The following is a 17,189-nucleotide window of genomic DNA, read 5'->3' as shown; positions in this document are numbered from 1 at the left end:
TTCTTCTCCTCGAGACGACTCAGGCTGCGTCGCGTTTCTGTTGTTGTTTGCGGGCGTGGGCAACTGCGGCTTCGCGGACCCAGGCGCCGTCTTCTATGGCCTTGCGGCGGGTGGCGACGCGTTCGACGTTGCACGGGCCATTACCCTTGAGCACTTCGTAGAACTCTTCCCACTGGATGTCGCCAAAGTCGTAGTGACCGCGTTCCTCGTTCCACTTCAGGTGCGGGTCCGGGGCGGTGCAGCCGAGCAGTTCCAGTTGCGGCACGGTCTGGTCGATGAAGCGCTGGCGCAGCTCGTCGTTGCTCTGGCGCTTGATCTTCCAGGCCATGGACTGGGCGCTGTTGGGGGAGTCGGCGTCGCTCGGGCCGAACATCATCAGCGACGGCCACCAGAGGCGGTTGATGGCGTCCTGGACCATGTCCTTCTGGGCCTGGGTGCCGTGACGCATCATGTGCAGGAGGATTTCGTAGCCCTGGCGCTGGTGGAAGGACTCTTCCTTGCAGATGCGGATCATGGCGCGTGAGTAGGGGCCGTAAGAGGTCCGCTGCAGCACCACCTGGTTGACGATGGCGGCGCCATCCACCAGCCAGCCCACGGCGCCCATATCGGCCCAGCTCAGGGTCGGGTAATTGAAGATGCTGGAGTACTTGGCCTTGCCGCTGTGCAGCTTGGCGATCTCTGCGTCGCGGTCGGCACCCAGGGTTTCCATGGCGCTGTACAGGTAGAGGCCGTGACCGGCTTCGTCCTGGATCTTGGCCATCAGTTGCAGCTTGCGCTTCAGGGTCGGGGCGCGCGTCACCCAGTTGCCTTCGGGCAGCATGCCGACGATCTCGGAGTGGGCGTGCTGGGAAATCTGGCGGATCAGGGTCTGCCGGTAAGCGTCCGGCATCCAGTTCTTCGCCTCGATCTTGATCTCCGCGTCGATCTTCTCCTGGAAGGCGCGTTCTTCGGGGGACATCTCCTCCAGCGCTTTCACGCGCTTCACGCCGGTCTCAACCAATTGTGCGTACATGCCGTTCTCCAGCCATGCAGGGTTCGTGGGGTGGCTTGGCCATGGCGCTATTTTTAAATGATACGAAAACAAATATCAAACACTAAAACGTGTATCGAATATGGTTTTTGTATCGCTTCGCGGAAGGACAAGGGTGGGCTTCAGGCATAAGCCGCCTGGCAGCGATGCGTTATCTGTTGGGGCGAATTCATTCGCGATAGGTCAGTGATAATGGGCTGGAGTCCCATTCCAGAGCGCGTGCGGCCGATAATCGCGAAAGAATTCGCTCCCACAAGGACGAGGTGCGATCCTGTATCAAGTGATGTGATACAGGAAGGATCTAGCTGTTGGTTGTAATGTGATTGGTTGTTGCGCCGGGCGACAATCGAGAGGGTCGTCTAGAGTTTCAGGCGACGAACGGAGGAGGGTGGAACATGGGATGTCCGCAGGTGTGCAGCGGTGCGACGCTGCAATGCAGTTTTGGCGTGGCGCCGACGGTGCTGAATGTTCTGCCGGTGAACCGGACTATGACGGGCGGAATGCCGGCGGCGAACATCATGGATCACATCCCGCTGGTGAACATCCCTACCTTCGGTATGTGTCAGAGCCTGGCCAATCCCACCGTGGCCGCCGCCACCGCCGCCGCTCTTGGCGTATTGACCCCGATGCCCTGCATACCGGCCACGGCGGCGCCCTGGATTCCGGGCGGCGCACCGACCGTGCTGCTGGGCAACATGCCGGCGCTGGATGCCAACAGCACGCTGATGTGTAGCTGGGCGGGGGTGATCAAGATCCAGATGCCTGGCCAGGTGCAGATGCTGATTCCCTAAGCCGGCGCGAGCCCGGTTCGCGAGCAAGCTCGCTCCTACAGGCTGTGGCAGGTGCATGTAGGAGCCGGCTTGCCGGCGAATGGTCGGCCCGGTTCGCGAGCAAGCTCGCTCCTACAGGCTGTGGCAGGTGCATGTAGGAGCCGGCTGGCCGGCGAATGGCTGGACCGGTTCACGAGCAAGCTCGCTCCTACAGGCTGTGGCAGGTGCATGTAGGAGCCGGCTTGCCGGCGAATGGTCGGCCCGGTTCGCGAGCAAGCTCGCTCCTACAGGCTGTGGCAGGTGCATGTAGGAGCCGGCTGGCCGGCGAATGGCTGGTCTGGTTCGCGAGCAAGCTCGCTCCTACAGGCTGTGGCAGGTGCATGTAGGAGCCGGCTTGCCGGCGAATGGTTGGACCGGTTCGCGAGCAAGCTCGCTCTTACAGGGATGGGCGTCAGGCTTCGGCGGGTTCGGTCCAGCGCTTCCACCACCAGAGCAGCCGCGATATGGGCTTGCCATCGGCGTCCAGCGGCCGGCCGTCTTCGGCGAAGGATTGACCCGGTTCCAGCATCTGGCCTTTCAGGTAGCGACTACGCAGGGCCACTTGGCCATTACCGTGGAAGCGCTGGTAAGGACCGTCGCGTACGCCATCGCGATACTGTTCGATCTCCGCAACGCTGCCATCCGGGTAATAGCTAGTGGCTTCGCCATGCATCAGCCCGTGGCGATAGCTCACCTTGCGTTGCAGCCAGCCTTCTGGCGCATGGAAGGTCGCCACGCCATGCAGCTTGCCGCGCAGGTAGGGCATCTGCGCCGAAACCCTGCCGTTGGGGTGGAAGAGGGTGCTCGGGCCGTTCAGCTCGCCCTGGCTGTAGCCGAGCTGCGCCTGGGGGCGACCGGCCTCCTCGATACGCACTGGCCCTTCCAGGCCACCGTCCTGCAGATTGCCCTGCATACGGCTGTCGCCACGGATGAGGTCGAGCTTGCCGGATTGCGCCATGCTCAGTTCACCTTCACCAGACCGCCTTTGATGGTCAGCATGCCGCCGCCGTCCACCGTCTGCTCGGCGCTGGCCTTGTTGGTCAGGCTGATGCCGGCGTCGTTGGTCAAGGTCGTGCCGGCCTTGTTGTCCAACGACGTGCCCGCCTGGTTGGTCAGGGACGTGCCGGCCTTCTGGGTGATGGAGGTCCCGGCCTGGGCGGCGAGGTCGGCATCGCTCTTGATGGTCAGGCTGCCGCCGCTCTGCAAGGTGAGCGTGCCGCTGGCCTTGATGGTCAGGTTGCCGTCTACCGTCAGTTCGTAGTTACCCGTCACCTTGTGGCTGTAATTGCCGCCTGTGCTGTGGGTCTGGTCGGCACCAACCTTCACAGTGCGACTGTCCTTCACATCCAGGGTGTCGCTACCGGTCTGGATGGTGACGCTGCGCTTGCCCTTCTCCAGGGTGATGGTCTCGTCGCCTTCCTTCACCGTCCGGGTGCGGGCGTTCTGCACCGTGAGGGTTTCGTCATGGCCGATGGTGGCTGTGCTGTCGTTGAGCACATTCACCTTCATGTCCTTCTGCGCCTGGAGGAACACCTCCTCGGCATCCTTCTTGTCTTCGAAGCGCAATTCGTTGAAACCGCCGCCGCCCTTGGAGGAGTTGGTCTTGATGCCGGACTGGGTCTGGTTGTCCGGCAGGGCATAGGGAAGGGTGTTGTCGCCGTTGTAGACGCAGCCGGTCACCAGTGGGCGGTCCGGGTCGCCATCGATGAAAGTGACGATCACTTCCTGCCCGATACGCGGGATGAACTGCATGCCGAAGCCCTTGCCACTCCAGGGCAGCACCACCCGCACCCAGCAGGAAGAGGTTTCATCATTCTTGCCATCGCGGTCCCAGGGGAACTGGATCTTGATGCGGCCATACTGGTCGGTCCAGATTTCCTCGCCGCTCTTGCCCACCACCACCGCCGTCTGCGTATGCATCCGCGGCTTGGGCGTGGCACGCGGGGGGCGGTAGTGGTTTGCCTTGGGAATGGCTTCGAAGCGATTGCGGTAATGCTCGTGGCTGGCCTCGTGGGTCACCGAAGTCACCACCCAGTCGATGTTGAGCGACGTATCGTCGTGCCCGCTCAAGGTGAACCAGTGTCCCGGCACCAGCCAGCGGCAGTCGCTCTCGCCGATGAAGCGCTTCTCCTGGCTACGCAGCTCATCCACCCGCTGCTTGGACAGCGCGTCGCCTCGGGCCTTGGCGGTATAGCCGCCCGGATGTTCGTAAATCGATCGCGGTCCTGCCACCGCTTCGGCCTGGCTATAGAGCGAAGTCGTGGGGGTGGTGAACTCGTAGTCGGTGGCGCTGTAGACCCCGGCCACCGCTTGCAGGCATAGCTGCCCGGAGCGCACTCCATGCAGTTCGCGCACGCCGATCCCCTGGCCCAGATAGGGCACGGTCGGCCCGTTGGGTATCTGCGCAAAGGCGTCGTTGCTGTCACCGAGCACCAGGGTGTGTTTGCCGTCCTCGTGGGTGAAGAACCAGAAGATGCCTTCCTCCTCCAGTAGCCGCGAGACGAAGGCGAAATCGGTTTCGCCGTACTGCACGCAATACTCGCGCGGGCTGTAACTGCCGCTGAGGGACAGCTTGAAATCGGTGAAACCGTGGGCCGTGAAGATGCCGGTGACGATGTCGCTGGTGGTCTTGTTCTGGAACACACGATTATTGCTGGCCAGGGTCAACCACCAGAGCCAGGGGCGCAGCACCAGTTGGTATCGCTCGGCGGTGGCGTCGGCGGGGAGCTGGTGGATTTCAGCCACCAGGGCGTCGAGGGGGCGTTGCTTGGCGTCGATGTGGAGGGTGGTGGTGAGGTGGGTGGCGATGGTGCTGGAAAGGGTTACAGGGGTGGCGCTGTGACCGAACAGTGTCAGGCCGAAAAAGTCCTGCAGATTCTCTGAGCCTGAACAGAGATCAGCCGTGAAATTGTCGATCCCTCCGACCGTAATTGTGAAATCCATTTAGTGGCCGTGTTCTCGTCAGGTGAGGGAAAACTGCGCCCATACCGGCGCGTGGTCCGATGTGTAGTGCTTGATGGACTTTATCTCCTGGGTCGTACTGATAGTCATGTCCAGAGCGTTCTGTACCGTCGTCAGCAGGTTATCCCCACCAGCGGACTGCAGTGTCAGGCCGTGATAGAAAATGGCGTCATAGGGATTGTCAGTGCCGGTAGGCTTGACCCTCAGGCTGGTTTCATTGGTGACCGCCAGATTGAATTCCGGCTGCAAGATGGTGAATACATCGTGGGTGTTCATGTTGAAGTCGCCGCAGAGTACCGTCGGAAACTCTTGAACATGGGCAAGTTGCTTTATGTAGCCAATTTCCTTGTCGCTCATTTCGCTCGGGTTGGGTGCGTGGTAGACCATCACGGCGACGATGTTCTCTGTGCCGTTCTCCCCGAACAGCATCATGGCCGGCACACGGTTCTTGAACGGCAGGATCTTCTGCTGTGCATTGGTGTTGGTAAGTGATGGCTCACTCAAGGGCACTGCCCGGTCGGAACGCCATAGAAACGCATACAGTTCACCCTTGTTGCTTTCCTTGTATGCATTCCCGCCAGACAAGCTGTACTGCCACTGCTCTCCCAGGATTTCCTTCAACTGAGCAATCGCAAGCGCTCCCTGACTATCGTCATAGGACTCGCCGAATATCGGGCTCTTTACGGACGGACGTACTTCAAGGACGGTCAGGATGTCGATGTTCCGGCTCGAAACGATTTCCGCTATCTGAACCATGCGAGCCAGTTGCTCGGACTTGTCCTTTTGGGGGTTGTAGTTAAATTGCTTGATGTTCCAACTCATGATGTTCATGTAGGTCAGCCCCGGCGGATCATCGGCTTTTTCTGTCAGTTATAAATAACGGGCAGGTTCTGGTAGGTGCTCTGATTGCCGATTTCGATTGGCCAGACCGTTGTTCGTTGTACGCGTACTTTTCTCGTGACGCCTGCGAAAAGCACCTCGGCATACAGCTCGACTTTCAGGGTGGGATATGACTGCTGGAGAAGCTTCAGATGGCCGATGACGTCGATGACCATCCACTTCTGGCAGGTTGGGCATACCTGTTGATCAACCCAGATCTTTATCTGATATGTCTGGTTCGGAAAATTTCCGATGGTTTGTTGGATATGCGCACGGATTCGTGAGGGCCATGCGGCTTTCCATGCCAGGCGCTCAGCATGTTGGTTCAGTGCAACTATTCCACCTGCGCCTGAAGCACTGGCACTGCCGTGCGGCCCGCTCCAGCCTCCGGAGCGCCGATTGCCATCGGCCTGGCCACTCCATTTTGCATAGACTTCTGCGTTCGCCATCTGAATGTTCCTTCTTTGTAGTCGTGCGCACCACTTGCTTGGCTTCGGGGCGTTCCGGCCGCAGCTTCTTATGGCAGGGCCTGGTTCAGGGCCGCGAACTGCGCGAAGTTGCCAGCGCTATGGGCAGCGACCATGGCCTGCGTATTGGCGTACAGGTACCAGACGTTCACATTGGTGATGTTGGCCGCGCACCAGTTGGCACAGCCGTTGTGGCCACCACAAGGAGGGAGTTCGACGAACAGATGCGGCACGTATCCACCAGCAAGATTCCCGGCGGCATGCGCCTGTCTTTCTGCATGGTGTTGGGGATTGAACAGACCGCCGACATTGATTGCGTCCGCGTCCAGGAGATGTGCCTGACTTTGCCCGAATCGGTAATCGGGAGCGCCCCACGGCCCCGGGGCGGTCAATCTGACGCTTGCGCAGCAGGACCCGTTTCCGACGCCATTTCCCGGTCCCCTGATGCTCTGGAACTGCAGAATACAGGCCGTTGCAAGTTCCCGGACGATATCTCGATGGGCTGTCCCCACGGCGGCACTTACATGTGCGACTGGCATATATCACCTCCTGATTCAGACCGTCATTCCAACACCCACTCCGCCAATTTCCCCGTCACCTGCGCCATCAGTACGTTCTCGATATCCCGCGCTCCCGCCGAGCTGCACTTGGCGAGTACCGCCTTGACGATGGCCGGGTCGAAGTCGAACTGCTTGCCGGTGGCGGCCTTGTAGCGACCCTGAAGTTTCTCCAGCTTGGCAACGACGATGCCTTCCAGGGTCGCCTCGTCCAGCGGGCGGTACGGCACCACGGTCATGCGGGCGAGGAAGGCGGGGCGGAAGGCTTGCAGCAGGACCTTGCGCAGGCGTTCGTTGAAAGCGTCGCCCGCGAGCTGGTCGAGCGGGGTGTCGAGGACCAGTTCGGCACCGACGTTGCTGGTGGCGAGCATCACGGTGTTCTTGAAGTCCACCACCAGGCCGGTTCCGTCTTCCATCACGCCCTTGTCGAAGACGTTGTAGAAGGCTTCCAGCACATCCGGGTGAGCCTTTTCGATCTCGTCCAGCAACACCACCGAGTAAGGTCGGCGGCGCACGGCTTCGGTCAGTACGCCGCCGGAGCCGTAGCCGACGTAGCCGGGCGGGGCGCCCTTGAGCTGGCTGACGGTGTGGGCTTCCTGATACTCGGAGAGGTTGATGCTGATGAGGTTGCGCTCACCGCCGTAGAGGGCATCGGCCAGGGCGTAGGCGGTCTCGGTCTTGCCGACGCCGGTGGGGCCCACCAGCAGGAACACGCCCACCGGTTTGGCCGGGTCGGTAAGGCCGGCTCGGTAGGCCTGGATGCGTTGGGCAATGGTGGCGAGGGCAGCTTCCTGGCCCATGACCCGTTGCGCCATGCGCTGGCCCAAGGTACGCACGGCGTGGGCTTCGTCGGCGAGCATCTTGCCGATAGGGATGCCGGTCCAGCCGGCGATGACCGAAGCCACGGTCTTGGAATCGACTTGCTCCGGCACCAGCGGGTCGTCCTGGCGAATGGCATCGAGGCCAGCTTCCAGGCGCGCCAGTTCGGCGGCCAGGTGGTCGATACGGTCATCCAATTCTTCGTTGGGCTTGCTGGTGTCGACGCTGTCGCTGAGGGCGAGCAGTTCCCGGCGGGCGTCCAGCAATTCGCGCACGGCTTCACGTTCCTCGCCCCAGCGGGTTTCCAGCTCGCGGATGGCGACGAGGTTGCCGCGCGATTCAGTTTCCAGTGCGGTAATGCGCTCGCGGTGGTCGAGGCCGGTGGCCTGTTCGCGACGCAGGCGTTGCAGCTCTTCTTCCAGGGATTGCTCACGGTGGCGCAGGCTTTCCAGCGGCGGAGGCACATCGTGCTGGCCGAGGGCGACGCGGGCGCAGGCGGTGTCGAGCACGCTGATGGCCTTGTCCGGCAGCTGTCGACCCGAGATGTAGCGATGGGAAAGCTTCACTGCGTCGTGAATGGCGGCATCCAGTACCTGCACGCCGTGGTGCTGTTCCAGCTTGGCGGCGACTCCCCGGAGCATTTCCACGGCCGTGGTCTCGTCCGGCTCTTCCACTTGCACCAATTGGAAGCGTCGGGCCAGGGCCGGGTCCTTCTCGAAGTACTTCTTGTACTCCAGCCAGGTGGTGGCGGCCAGGGTGCGCAGTTCCCCACGGGCCAGGGCCGGCTTGAGCAGGTTGGCGGCGTCGCTCTGGCCTTCGGCGGCGCCGGCGCCAATCAGGGTATGGGCCTCGTCGATGAACAGGATGACTGGCTTGTCAGCATTGCGTACCCCGTCGATCACGCCTTTCAGGCGCTGTTCGAACTCGCCTTTGACGCCAGCGCCAGCTTGCAGCAGGCCGAGGTCGAGCACCCGCAGGCTGACGTCCTGCAAGGGTGGCGGCACGTCGCCGGCGGCAATGCGCAGGGCCAGCCCTTCGACGACAGCCGTTTTGCCCACGCCGGGGGCGCCCACGAGGATCGGGTTGTTCTGCCGGCGGCGCAGGAGAATGTCGATGCTCTGGCGGATCTCGCTGTCGCGTCCGACGATGGGATCGATGCGCCCGGCATGGGCATCGGCGGTGAGGTCCTGGGTGTACTGGTCGAGGATGGAGTCCTGGGCGCCTGGCTGGGCGGGCTTTCCCTTGGCGGCCTGGGCGGCGGCGGGTTGCTCGCGGGAGGGCTGGGTCCATTCCAGCAGGTTGCTGCGCAAGGCTTCGCGCGGAATGCGCAGCAGTGACGAGGCACTGTTGAGCAGCAGGGTGCGGCGTTCGTCGCGGTCGAGCAGGGCGAGCAGGAGCAGGCCGGAGCGGATGCTCTGTTGGCCCAGCACGCTGGCATGCACCACGGCATCCTCGAGCACGCCGATGGTCTGCGCGGAGAGCGCCGGGGTGCGGGTATTGCCGGCCTTGAACAGTTCCAGCGCCTGGTTGATCTCCGAGGCGAGCGTGTCGCGCTCCAGGCCGAAACGCGGCAGCAGGCAGGCCAGGTCGCCACCTTCGATATCCAGCAGCTCCAGCAGCAGGTGCTCGATTTCCACGTAGTGGTGGGTACGTTGCAGGCAGCGCTGTGCAGCCCGTTCCAGGGCCCGGCGACTTTCCGCGTTGAGGCGTCCGATCAGGCTGCCGAGTTCCATGGTCAGGTCACCTCCGAGTGGCGCAATCGAGTGTCGATCCGTTGCAGCGTTTCGCCGTGCAACTGCAGGCCTCCACTCCAGCGCAGGCGGGGCGATTGGGTGCGGTCCAGGCACAGCGGCGCACCGGGACGGACCAGCAGGCGCAGGCTGCAGTCCAGGTCTGGGCCGAAGTAGAGCGCGGCCAGGCTTGCAAGCTGTACGTGGTCGGCGCCGGCGGGAAGAAAGTCGCGTGCACGGTCGCTGGACAGCGGGCCGAGGATCAGGCGGATACCGGCGTGTTCATCCCATACACGGGTGCCAGCGATGGCATCGCGGCCCAGGCGGAGGTTGCGGGCGCCGCGTTGCAAGCGGCTGCAGCTGGCCGGTGGGATTTCGCGCCAGCCCCCTTGGTAGGCCTCGTAGCGCACCGCGACGTTGAACTGGTGACGCACCAGTGCGGCAAAACCGGCCAGAGAGCGACGGCCGCCAGCGAACAACGCGGTACGTGCGGTCACGGCCGCGTCCGGCAGGGTCAGGCGATTCTGCAGGGCACCGGGTAGCAGGCCGCAGAGGGCCAGCAACTGGTCCTGTGCTGGCGAGTCTTCGGGCGCGCGAAAGCCCAGCGCCAGGCGATGTTTGCCGAGCGCGCGGTACAACAGGCTGAGCAGGCGATGCTGGAACAGGTCGAGGAATTCCGCCGGGGCGTGATCCTTCTCTTTGGCGCGCTGTTGCAACCACTCCTGGTAGGCGTAGGGCAGGGGGCCGTCGGGGCCTCCGAGGCCGAACACGGGAGTGGTAAGGGTCGGTGGCTGGCCGGGCTGTTCTTCCAGCTTCTCGACCTGGCTGGCCGCGAAGGTCGGGGTCAGCGGGCCGCGCAGGCGCAAGGCTTCACCCTGGGGGGCGCTGCCCTGGCCAAGGGGGTCTGCACCAGGCCGTTCGCGCTCCAGCAGCAGGAGTGCCTGCAGGAGCTCGAACGCCTGCGGCGCTTCGCGCAGGCGCCGGCTCAGAGGGAGAGGGGCATGCCGGCCTGGGGTTGCCACGTCCTGACCTCCTTGTCGCCATCGACCAGCACGGTTCGCACGAAGCGGTTCGCGGTCGCGTAAAGGGAAAAGAATTGCGCGAGTACGGCGGAGAAGAGCACGGCGCTGGCGCCGGCGAAGTGTTGGGGATCGAGGCTGAGGCGCACTTCCAGCCCATTGCGCCACCCGCGCCAGGCATCGTCGCCGATCCTGGCGACTACCCGCTCGCACGTCAGTCGGGTGATGCCTTCGATCTGCCGGCGGACGCCACTTTCGTCGCGCAGGTTGTGCAGGTCGAGCAACTCCTGCAGGGCTTCCAGGGCCTGCGGGCCTTCCACCAGGGACAGGTGGTTGAGCGTGAGCTGCGAGACCATTCGCCAGCGCGATTCGCCGGACAGGCGCGGCAGGCTCTGCGGGGTGGGCGGGTTGCGCAGGCTGGCGCGGGCGACCGGGCCGGGGCGCTCGAAGCCCAGGCGCGTGCCAGCCGGCAGATTCTCCGCCAGGTGCCGATTGGTGCAGAGCAGCTCGGCGGTCAGGCTGTACTCGGGGGCGTCCTGTAATGGATCGAAACGGGTGTCCACCAGGCTCAGCAAAAGGTCGGTGCCCAGGCGATTGGGGGTCATGCCTTGTACCCGGCGGGCATGCCAATAGAGGCGGGCACCGGGAACGCTCGCACCATGGGCATGGCCATAGTAGGCCGGTACTGGAATCACGCCGCGCGGCGATGCAGCCCGCATGGCGCGGACGCTGTGGATCTCCACGCTGCTTTCGCGGTGGGCATCGGCGATCAGGCGATACTCGCTGCGGGTGCCGTCCGGTCGGAGCGGCTCGGAGGTGCGCGGGAACAGGTTGATGACGGGCGCACAACCCAGGCGCAAGTCGTCCTGCTGCAGGTGCAGGCGGCCCGCCGGAGCGCGGTCGAAGGCGATCACCAGCACGCAATCGCGCCCGCCCGTGCTGGGCGGCTGGATCGGGATATCGAAGAACGCGAACTTGTCCGGGAAGGTGAAGTACTCGGCCAGGAGGCGCAGGGCAGGATGCTGGCCATCTTCCTCGGGCAGTAACGCCTGGTCGTCGGCAAAGCCCACCAGCTGAGGCTCGCCGGGGCAGGGCAGCAATGGCACGCCCGGTACGCCGCAGTGGATGCCGAGGGTGTGGGCGCCGAGCAGGTCGTAGAGCGCGGCGTTGGTCACCGGCGAGGCGGCGAGATGCAGGCGCAATTGGCGGATGGGCAGTTGCGCCCAATCGAACTCGCCCAGGCAGTGCAGTTCCAGGCGCAGTGCCGCGCGTGCCTCGGGGCGTCCGGTCAGGGCAACTGCCTCGTCGCCATCCAGCAGCGTCGCACCGCCGATGCGCACGGGCCAGAGCATCGCCTCTGCCGTGGTGCGCAGGTGCACGCTGGCGCCCTGGCTGGTGGTGACGAACAGCGGCGTGTCGCGTGGCATCCGGAAGCCTTCGGCCAGGCTACCCTGGGTCGGGTCCGGCTCGAACTGGACGATGGAGCAGGAGGGCAAGGGGCGCAGGGCCAACGGGTAGAGCTGTTCCAGCAGGGCATCGCTGAACTCTGCGTAGTCGTCGTCGAGGCGCCGTTGCAGGCGCGCGGTCAGTAGCGAGAAGCCTTCCAGCAACCGTTCCACATGTGGGTCCGGGCATTCGCCGGGAGACAATTCGAGGCGGCGGGCAACCTTGGGATAGCGTGCGGCGAAACTGGCGCCGGCGTGGCGCAGCCAGGTGAGTTCGCGCTGGTAGTAGTCCAGCAGCTCCGGGTCAATCGAGTCGCTCATGGCTTACCTCGAGGCCCTCGTCGTTGTTGTCGATGACAAACACCGCCGGCCAGCTGCGCTGACCACTGCGCAGACTGCCACCCAGGCGAAGACGCAGGCGCTGGGGTTGGCCGGGGACCGGTTCGGCTTCCACTTCGGTCAGTTGCAGGCGCGGTTCGAAGTGCTGAACGGCGGCACGGATTTCCCGTACCAGTTGCCGCCGGTCATCGCTGCGGCGTGCCTGGAGTGCACTCCAGTCGCCGATGCCATAGTCGAGGATGGTCAGTGGTTGCGCGCTCCTGGCGCTGGCGCGGCGGGTGTTGAGCAGCCGCGCCAGTTCCTGGCGGACGGATTCCGCCATGGCCTCGCGGTCGAAGGCCTGCGCCTCGTCCGCCTGGGCGGCAAGACGCTCGAACAGTGGCGGCAGCAGGCCGGCTTCCGACATGGCCGGGCGTCGTTACTTGACCACCTTGTTGGCCGCCAGGTCCCAGGTGGAAGCGGCGGTGCCTTCCTTGGTGCCGTCGTCCTTCTGCGCAGTGAGCTCCCATTTGATCTTGGTGAAGTTCAGCGACAGGGTTTCCACCGGCTTGCCACCGGCACCACCGCTCACGCTGACGTTGGACAGCACCACGTTATCCAGGGTGTAGACGATGAAGGGGAGGACCTTGCCATCACCTTCGGCGGCGTTGCGGCCGATGGTGATCTTCGCCGTGGTGATGGGTTTTCCGGCGCAGCAGTATTCGTTCAGCGACGGGGTGGAGGTGTCGATGAACTTGGTGACGGTGAACTCACCAATGTGCGGGCGGCCGGAAGTGCGTTCTGAGTTGCTGACGTCGTTGGTGACCTGCATGGCCACGTTGTGGCTGTAGGACATCAGTTCGATCTTGTCGGAATAGCCCTCGAGCAGACTGTCGCCTTTGATGTCGTCGCCGAGGTCGAGAATGATCGCATCCATCGATTGGAACTCCTGAATCTGGAAAATCCGAAAGAAAGGGTGGTGCCCGCCCGCCGGACTGGCCGGCGGGCGGCACGGGTCAGGCGGCTACCGGCGGCGGCAGGCTGGCCACAAGACGGATCGAGGCGGTCAGTTCCTCCAGCTGGAAGTGCGGGCGAAGGAATACGGTCGCCCGGTACGCGCCCGGCTTGCCGGCCACTTCCGAAACGTCCACCCGTGCTTCGCGCAGCGGGTACTGGGCCTTGATCTCCTGGGGGGCGTTGTCGTTGATCAGTACGTAGTCGGCGATCCAGTTGTTCAGGTAGGTCTGAACGTTGTCGCGGGTCATGAAGCTGCCCACTTTGTCGCGCATGATCACCTTCAGGTAATGGGCGAAACGCGAGGCCGCGAGCACGTACGGCAGCATCGCCGAGATGCGCGCGTTGGCGTTGGCTTCGTTGGTGTTGTACGCCTTGGCCTTGTTGGTGGTCTGGCCACCGAAGAACACCGCGAGATCGCTGTTCTTCTTGTGGCAGAGGGCAATGAAGCCGAGGTCGTTGAGTTCCTTCTCGCGGCGGTCGGTGATCGCCACCTCGGTCGGGCACTTCAGCGACAGATCGCCGGAGCTGGTGCGGAAGGTATGGGCCGGTAGACCTTCCACCGCACCGCCGCCTTCGGCGCCACGGATCGCTGCGCACCAGCCGTACTTGGCAAACGCCTCGGTGATGCGCTGGGCCAGGGCCCAGGCAGCGTTGCCCCACAGGTACCTGGAATGGTCGGTGCCGTTGACGTCTTCGACGTAGTTCATGCCTTCCACCGGCAGGGTGTCCGGGCCATAGGGCAGGCGCAGGAGGAAGTGCGGCAGCACCAGGGAAACGTAGCGCGAGTCCTCGCTCTCACGGAAGCTGCGCCACTTGATCAGCTCCTGGCTCTCGAAGATTTTCGCCAGATCACGGGGTACGGCCAGTTCGGTGAAGCTGTTCATGTCGAACAGTTTCGGGTTGGCAGCCGCGATGAAGGGCGCGTGAGCGGCGGCGGCGACATTGGAAAGCTTCTCCAGCAGGGCCACGTCCTGGGGATGCCGACCGAAGCTGTAATCGCCCACCAGCAGGCTGAAGGGATGGCCGCCGAAGGTGCCGTATTCCTCTTCGTAGATCTTCTTGAACAGCGCGCTCTGGTCGAACTCGACGGCCTTTTCCAGGTCGGTCTGCAGGTCTTTCTGGCTGACGTTGAGCAGGCGCAGTTTCAGGCGGGAGCTGGTTTCGGTGTTCTGCACCAGCAGGTGCAGGCCACGCCAGGACGCTTCCAGTTTCTGCAGCTCGGGGTGGTGCAGGACTTCGTTGAGCTGGGCGCTGATCAGTTCGTCGATCTGACTGATGCGATCGTTGATCATGGCCACGGTGTCCTTGTCGATGGCCATGCCTTCGTCGAGAACCTGGGTGGCGAATTCCGCGAGCATGTCGCGGGCGTAATCCTGCTGGCTGTCATCGTGGGCCATGCGGCCCTCGGCGACGATTCGGTCGAGCAGAGTCAGGGTCTGCGTGGTGCTCTCGCTGTTCGCACCGGCTTCTGTTGCCATGAGCGATTCCTCCTGGAAGTCGGGCTATGGATCAGGCCTGGGGTTCGGCCGGTGCTTCGCCTTCGCCCTCGGGCGCGGCGGTTTCGGCTTCGGGACGCGCCGACTTGATCTCTTGCAGGCCTTCGGTGTTGCTCACCACTTCCTGCAGGAGCTTGTCGAGATCGTCATTGCCGTCGAGCTTGGTGAGCAGGTCGCGCAGGCGTTGGCGAGCCTCGAACAGACGGCGCAGCGGGGTGATCTGCTTGACGATGTTGACCGGATCGAAGTCGTCCATGTCCTTGAAGCGCAGCTCGACATTGAGCTTGCTGCCGTCACCGGTGATGGTGTTGTCCACCTGCAGGGTGGCGCGCGGTGCGATGGAGGAGAGGACCTGGTTGAAGTTGTCGCGGTCGATCTCGGTGAAGCGGCGCTCGATGAGTTTCGGCAGGGGCTGCTCGGGCTTGCCCGAGAGGTCGGCGAGGATGCCCACGACCAGCGGCAGTTCTTTCTTCTCGATGGCGTCGCCGATTTCGACGTCGTAGGTGATCTGAACCCGGGGCGGGCGTACCCGATCCAGTTTGTGCTGCGTGCTTTCGGCCATTTTGGTGGGCTCCGGTGCATTGCCACGAGCGCAATGCATCGGACTGGTCCTGTCATCGCACTCCCTTGCTGGATCACGACGCGACAGGGGGAAACTACACGCAAGCCTGTCCTTGGCGATCCCTCTAGTTCATCGGTCCGATGAACTACTCACACACGCTAGAACAGGTCTATAAATTTGCAAATGCAAACCAGAGTCTGACCTTCATGAAGCAAGGACGTTTCATTTCCAGTTCAAAATTGTTGTTCCTGGCCGCTGCGATCTTGCTGGGAGGATGCTCCGATCTACTCGGTCCGAAGGTCCAACTCGACGCACTGACCCTGGATGTCGCCGAGCGCGCCAACGACGACACACCCATCGCCGTCGACTTCATCGCGGTGCGCGATCCCGAGTTGCTCAAGGTGCTTTCCGGCATCACCGCACGGCAGTGGTTCGCCGATCGCGAGCAGTTTCGCCGCGACTACCGTCAGCAGTTTTCCGTCTGGAGCCTGGAGCTGGTTCCCGGGCAATTCATGGAGGCTCGCGAGTTTCCTCTGGCGGGTGATAGCGCGGCTGGACTTTTGGTCTTTGCCGGCTATAACACACCCGGTGCTCACCGCCTGAGACTGGATGAGCAGAGCCGTGCCTGGCTCCGGTTCGATAGCAGGGAAATGCGCTTGCTGAGCGAGAACGAGCAGTGACGAAAGGCCCCTGAAGCAGCAGGGCGTCGAGCTCGCGACAACGTTGGACGTCGAAGGGGAGTGGTATGAAAGTTCTGCCTGACGCGGTGTGCTGGCACGAGGGCATGCAGTTGCTGCCCCAGCATTTCCAGCTGCAAGGGTTGCGCGCGGAAGTCCTTGCCGCCCATTTCGCCCAAGCCGGCAATCCCTGGTTCTGGGGCATCTCCCAACTCGAACTCGACCCCGCTGCATTGAGCGCAGGCCTGGTGCGCGTGCTCGCCCTCGAAGCCATCCTGCCCGACGGTTTGCCGGTCAGCATCAAGCCCGGCGAGGGCGTAGTGCTGGAGCTGGACCTCAGCACCGCCATCGCCCAGTCCGCGACTTCAACCGTCACCGTGTTCCTGGCCGTCAACCCGCTCGGGCGAGGCGGCCAGGTGCTGCCGCTGCGTGGGCGCCTGCAATCGGCGGTGGGCGAGGCCGTGCCTGACCTGGCCAGCGGCGAACACCCCGAACCCATCCTGGTCTGGCGTCCGGCTGCGCGACTGGTGACTGAGATCGGTCGTGCCGATTCGGTCTGCCTGCCGCTCCTGCGGATCGCCAAGGAGGGTGGTGGTTTCGTTCGCCAGTCCTATGTGGCGCCAACCCCGCGAGTCCTTCCCGAATCCGTGCTCGGTCGTGCGGTTGCCGCCCTCTGTGCCCGCACGCGGGAGAAGTGTCTGTTCCTCGGCGGACGCCTGCGTCAGGCGGAGCAGGCGGGCAACCATGACGACATGGTGGAGATTCGCCGGCAGCTCGCCGCACTCTGGGCGCGGTTGCCGGAAGTGGAGGCGGCGCTGAACAGCCGGATCGCCGCCCCTGACCGCTTGCATGGCCTGCTCGTGGGCATGGCTGGCGCCTGGTGCGCGCTGGACCCGGTGGCCGGCGTTCCGGCCTTCGCGCCGCTGGATTACCTCGACCTAAAGCGCGGCTACGACGAAGTACTCGACTGGCTGGAGAGCGCCCTGACCCGTGTGCGGGTCGGTTATCGCTGCCTGGTCTTCGAACAGGTGGAGCAGGGCTTCGCCATTCAACTGCCGGACCTCCAGTCCCGTCGTCAGCGCCTGGTAATCGGCCTGCGCATGCCGGCTGGCGCTGGGGAGCAGGCTGCTTCCTACTGGCTGGGACAGGCCATCATCGCCGCCCAGGGTCAGGTGCCGACTCTTGCTCGCCAGCGCATGAGTGGGCTGGCGCACCAATCCATGAGCCGAGGCGAGCAGGTTGCCTACAGTGTGGGTGAGGACACCCGTCTGTTCGTGGTCCAGGCTGCCGGAGAGTGGTTCGATCCCGAGCAGAAACTCTGCATCGTGGTGCCCGGCCAGGCTGCGCTGGTAGGGCCCTGGCAAGTGGTGCTGTTCGTCGCCAACGCACACGAATTCGCCTGA

The 17,189-nt window shown here is 63.7% G+C and carries 16 protein-coding genes; 3 read left to right on the top strand and 13 right to left on the bottom strand.

The annotated features are described in order from the left end of the window. Positions 1-19: 19 nt before the first annotated feature. Positions 20-1,012 carry a 1,2-phenylacetyl-CoA epoxidase subunit PaaA gene (paaA, locus tag D6Z43_RS08005; RefSeq protein ID WP_120651436.1) on the bottom strand — a complete coding sequence of 331 codons (993 nt, stop codon included), beginning with the start codon at positions 1,010-1,012 and terminating at the stop codon, positions 20-22. 413 nt (positions 1,013-1,425) lie between these two features. Between paaA and D6Z43_RS08000 the strand changes: the two genes are divergently transcribed. Further along, positions 1,426-1,821, top strand: a complete 396-nt coding sequence (locus D6Z43_RS08000; RefSeq protein ID WP_120651435.1) for a DUF4280 domain-containing protein — start codon at positions 1,426-1,428, stop codon at positions 1,819-1,821. Between the two features lie 430 nt (positions 1,822-2,251). Here the strand turns inward: D6Z43_RS08000 and D6Z43_RS07995 are convergent, their stop codons facing one another. The 12 genes from D6Z43_RS07995 to tssB all read right to left on the bottom strand — a co-directional run bounded on the left by D6Z43_RS07995 (position 2,252) and on the right by tssB (position 15,109). Further along, on the bottom strand, positions 2,252-2,797 hold the full coding sequence (locus tag D6Z43_RS07995; RefSeq protein WP_120651434.1) for a toxin-antitoxin system YwqK family antitoxin: 546 nt from the start codon (positions 2,795-2,797) through the stop codon (positions 2,252-2,254). A 2-nt stretch (positions 2,798-2,799) separates the two neighbouring features. Next, positions 2,800-4,782 carry a type VI secretion system tip protein VgrG gene (tssI, locus tag D6Z43_RS07990; protein ID WP_120651433.1) on the bottom strand — a complete coding sequence of 661 codons (1,983 nt, stop codon included), beginning with the start codon at positions 4,780-4,782 and terminating at the stop codon, positions 2,800-2,802. A gap of 18 nt (positions 4,783-4,800) precedes the next feature. Next, positions 4,801-5,631, bottom strand: a complete 831-nt coding sequence (locus tag D6Z43_RS07985; protein WP_120651432.1) for an endonuclease/exonuclease/phosphatase family protein — start codon at positions 5,629-5,631, stop codon at positions 4,801-4,803. A gap of 35 nt (positions 5,632-5,666) precedes the next feature. Continuing rightward, positions 5,667-6,128 (bottom strand): hypothetical protein, encoded by a 462-nt coding sequence (locus tag D6Z43_RS07980; RefSeq protein WP_120651431.1) that lies wholly within the window; start codon positions 6,126-6,128, stop codon positions 5,667-5,669. A 68-nt stretch (positions 6,129-6,196) separates the two neighbouring features. Further along, a complete protein-coding gene (locus tag D6Z43_RS07975; RefSeq protein ID WP_120651430.1) occupies positions 6,197-6,379 on the bottom strand; it encodes a hypothetical protein in 183 nt (60 codons plus the stop codon). A 329-nt stretch (positions 6,380-6,708) separates the two neighbouring features. After that, on the bottom strand, positions 6,709-9,255 hold the full coding sequence (gene tssH, locus D6Z43_RS07970) for a type VI secretion system ATPase TssH (protein WP_120651429.1): 2,547 nt from the start codon (positions 9,253-9,255) through the stop codon (positions 6,709-6,711). Positions 9,256-9,257: 2 nt separating this feature from the next. Next, on the bottom strand, positions 9,258-10,274 hold the full coding sequence (tssG, locus tag D6Z43_RS07965) for a type VI secretion system baseplate subunit TssG (RefSeq protein ID WP_120651428.1): 1,017 nt from the start codon (positions 10,272-10,274) through the stop codon (positions 9,258-9,260). After that, a complete protein-coding gene (gene tssF / locus D6Z43_RS07960) occupies positions 10,238-12,037 on the bottom strand; it encodes a type VI secretion system baseplate subunit TssF (protein WP_120651427.1) in 1,800 nt (599 codons plus the stop codon). Before tssF ends, tssG begins: the two co-directional genes overlap by 37 nt. Further along, the gene (gene tssE, locus D6Z43_RS07955) at positions 12,021-12,461 is read right to left on the bottom strand and encodes a type VI secretion system baseplate subunit TssE (RefSeq protein WP_120651426.1); all 441 of its coding nucleotides are present in this window, start codon (positions 12,459-12,461) and stop codon (positions 12,021-12,023) included. Before tssE ends, tssF begins: the two co-directional genes overlap by 17 nt. Before the next feature lie 12 nt (positions 12,462-12,473). Beyond that, on the bottom strand, positions 12,474-12,971 hold the full coding sequence (locus tag D6Z43_RS07950; protein ID WP_120651425.1) for an Hcp family type VI secretion system effector: 498 nt from the start codon (positions 12,969-12,971) through the stop codon (positions 12,474-12,476). 79 nt (positions 12,972-13,050) lie between these two features. Beyond that, a complete protein-coding gene (gene tssC, locus D6Z43_RS07945) occupies positions 13,051-14,529 on the bottom strand; it encodes a type VI secretion system contractile sheath large subunit (RefSeq protein WP_120651424.1) in 1,479 nt (492 codons plus the stop codon). A 31-nt stretch (positions 14,530-14,560) separates the two neighbouring features. Beyond that, positions 14,561-15,109 carry a type VI secretion system contractile sheath small subunit gene (gene tssB, locus D6Z43_RS07940; RefSeq protein WP_120655218.1) on the bottom strand — a complete coding sequence of 183 codons (549 nt, stop codon included), beginning with the start codon at positions 15,107-15,109 and terminating at the stop codon, positions 14,561-14,563. A gap of 206 nt (positions 15,110-15,315) precedes the next feature. Here tssB and D6Z43_RS07935 point away from each other — a divergent pair, with 206 nt between their 5' ends. Both D6Z43_RS07935 and tssK read left to right on the top strand, forming a co-directional pair. Next, positions 15,316-15,789, top strand: a complete 474-nt coding sequence (locus D6Z43_RS07935) for a type VI secretion protein (protein ID WP_120651423.1) — start codon at positions 15,316-15,318, stop codon at positions 15,787-15,789. Positions 15,790-15,854: 65 nt separating this feature from the next. Beyond that, on the top strand, positions 15,855-17,189 hold the full coding sequence (gene tssK, locus D6Z43_RS07930; RefSeq protein ID WP_120651422.1) for a type VI secretion system baseplate subunit TssK: 1,335 nt from the start codon (positions 15,855-15,857) through the stop codon (positions 17,187-17,189).

This window comes from Pseudomonas sp. DY-1 (assembly GCF_003626975.1).
Lineage (GTDB): Bacteria > Pseudomonadota > Gammaproteobacteria > Pseudomonadales > Pseudomonadaceae > Metapseudomonas.
This window is presented reverse-complemented; position numbering and strand designations above follow the sequence as displayed.

Bases quoted from the DNA above. Each gene is read 5' to 3' on its own strand.
- D6Z43_RS07950 (WP_120651425.1), bottom strand. From the start codon at position 12,971: ATGGATGCGATCATTCTCGACCTCGGCGACGACATCAAAGGCGACAGT.
- D6Z43_RS07935 (WP_120651423.1), top strand. From the start codon at position 15,316: ATGAAGCAAGGACGTTTCATTTCCAGTTCAAAATTGTTGTTCCTGGCC.
- paaA (WP_120651436.1), bottom strand. From the start codon at position 1,012: ATGTACGCACAATTGGTTGAGACCGGCGTGAAGCGCGTGAAAGCGCTG.
- tssE (WP_120651426.1), bottom strand. From the start codon at position 12,461: ATGTCGGAAGCCGGCCTGCTGCCGCCACTGTTCGAGCGTCTTGCCGCC.
- D6Z43_RS08000 (WP_120651435.1), top strand. From the start codon at position 1,426: ATGGGATGTCCGCAGGTGTGCAGCGGTGCGACGCTGCAATGCAGTTTT.
- tssC (WP_120651424.1), bottom strand. From the start codon at position 14,529: ATGGCAACAGAAGCCGGTGCGAACAGCGAGAGCACCACGCAGACCCTG.
- D6Z43_RS07985 (WP_120651432.1), bottom strand. From the start codon at position 5,631: ATGAACATCATGAGTTGGAACATCAAGCAATTTAACTACAACCCCCAA.
- D6Z43_RS07980 (WP_120651431.1), bottom strand. From the start codon at position 6,128: ATGGCGAACGCAGAAGTCTATGCAAAATGGAGTGGCCAGGCCGATGGC.
- tssK (WP_120651422.1), top strand. From the start codon at position 15,855: ATGAAAGTTCTGCCTGACGCGGTGTGCTGGCACGAGGGCATGCAGTTG.
- tssF (WP_120651427.1), bottom strand. From the start codon at position 12,037: ATGAGCGACTCGATTGACCCGGAGCTGCTGGACTACTACCAGCGCGAA.
- tssB (WP_120655218.1), bottom strand. From the start codon at position 15,109: ATGGCCGAAAGCACGCAGCACAAACTGGATCGGGTACGCCCGCCCCGG.
- tssH (WP_120651429.1), bottom strand. From the start codon at position 9,255: ATGGAACTCGGCAGCCTGATCGGACGCCTCAACGCGGAAAGTCGCCGG.
- D6Z43_RS07995 (WP_120651434.1), bottom strand. From the start codon at position 2,797: ATGGCGCAATCCGGCAAGCTCGACCTCATCCGTGGCGACAGCCGTATG.
- tssI (WP_120651433.1), bottom strand. From the start codon at position 4,782: ATGGATTTCACAATTACGGTCGGAGGGATCGACAATTTCACGGCTGAT.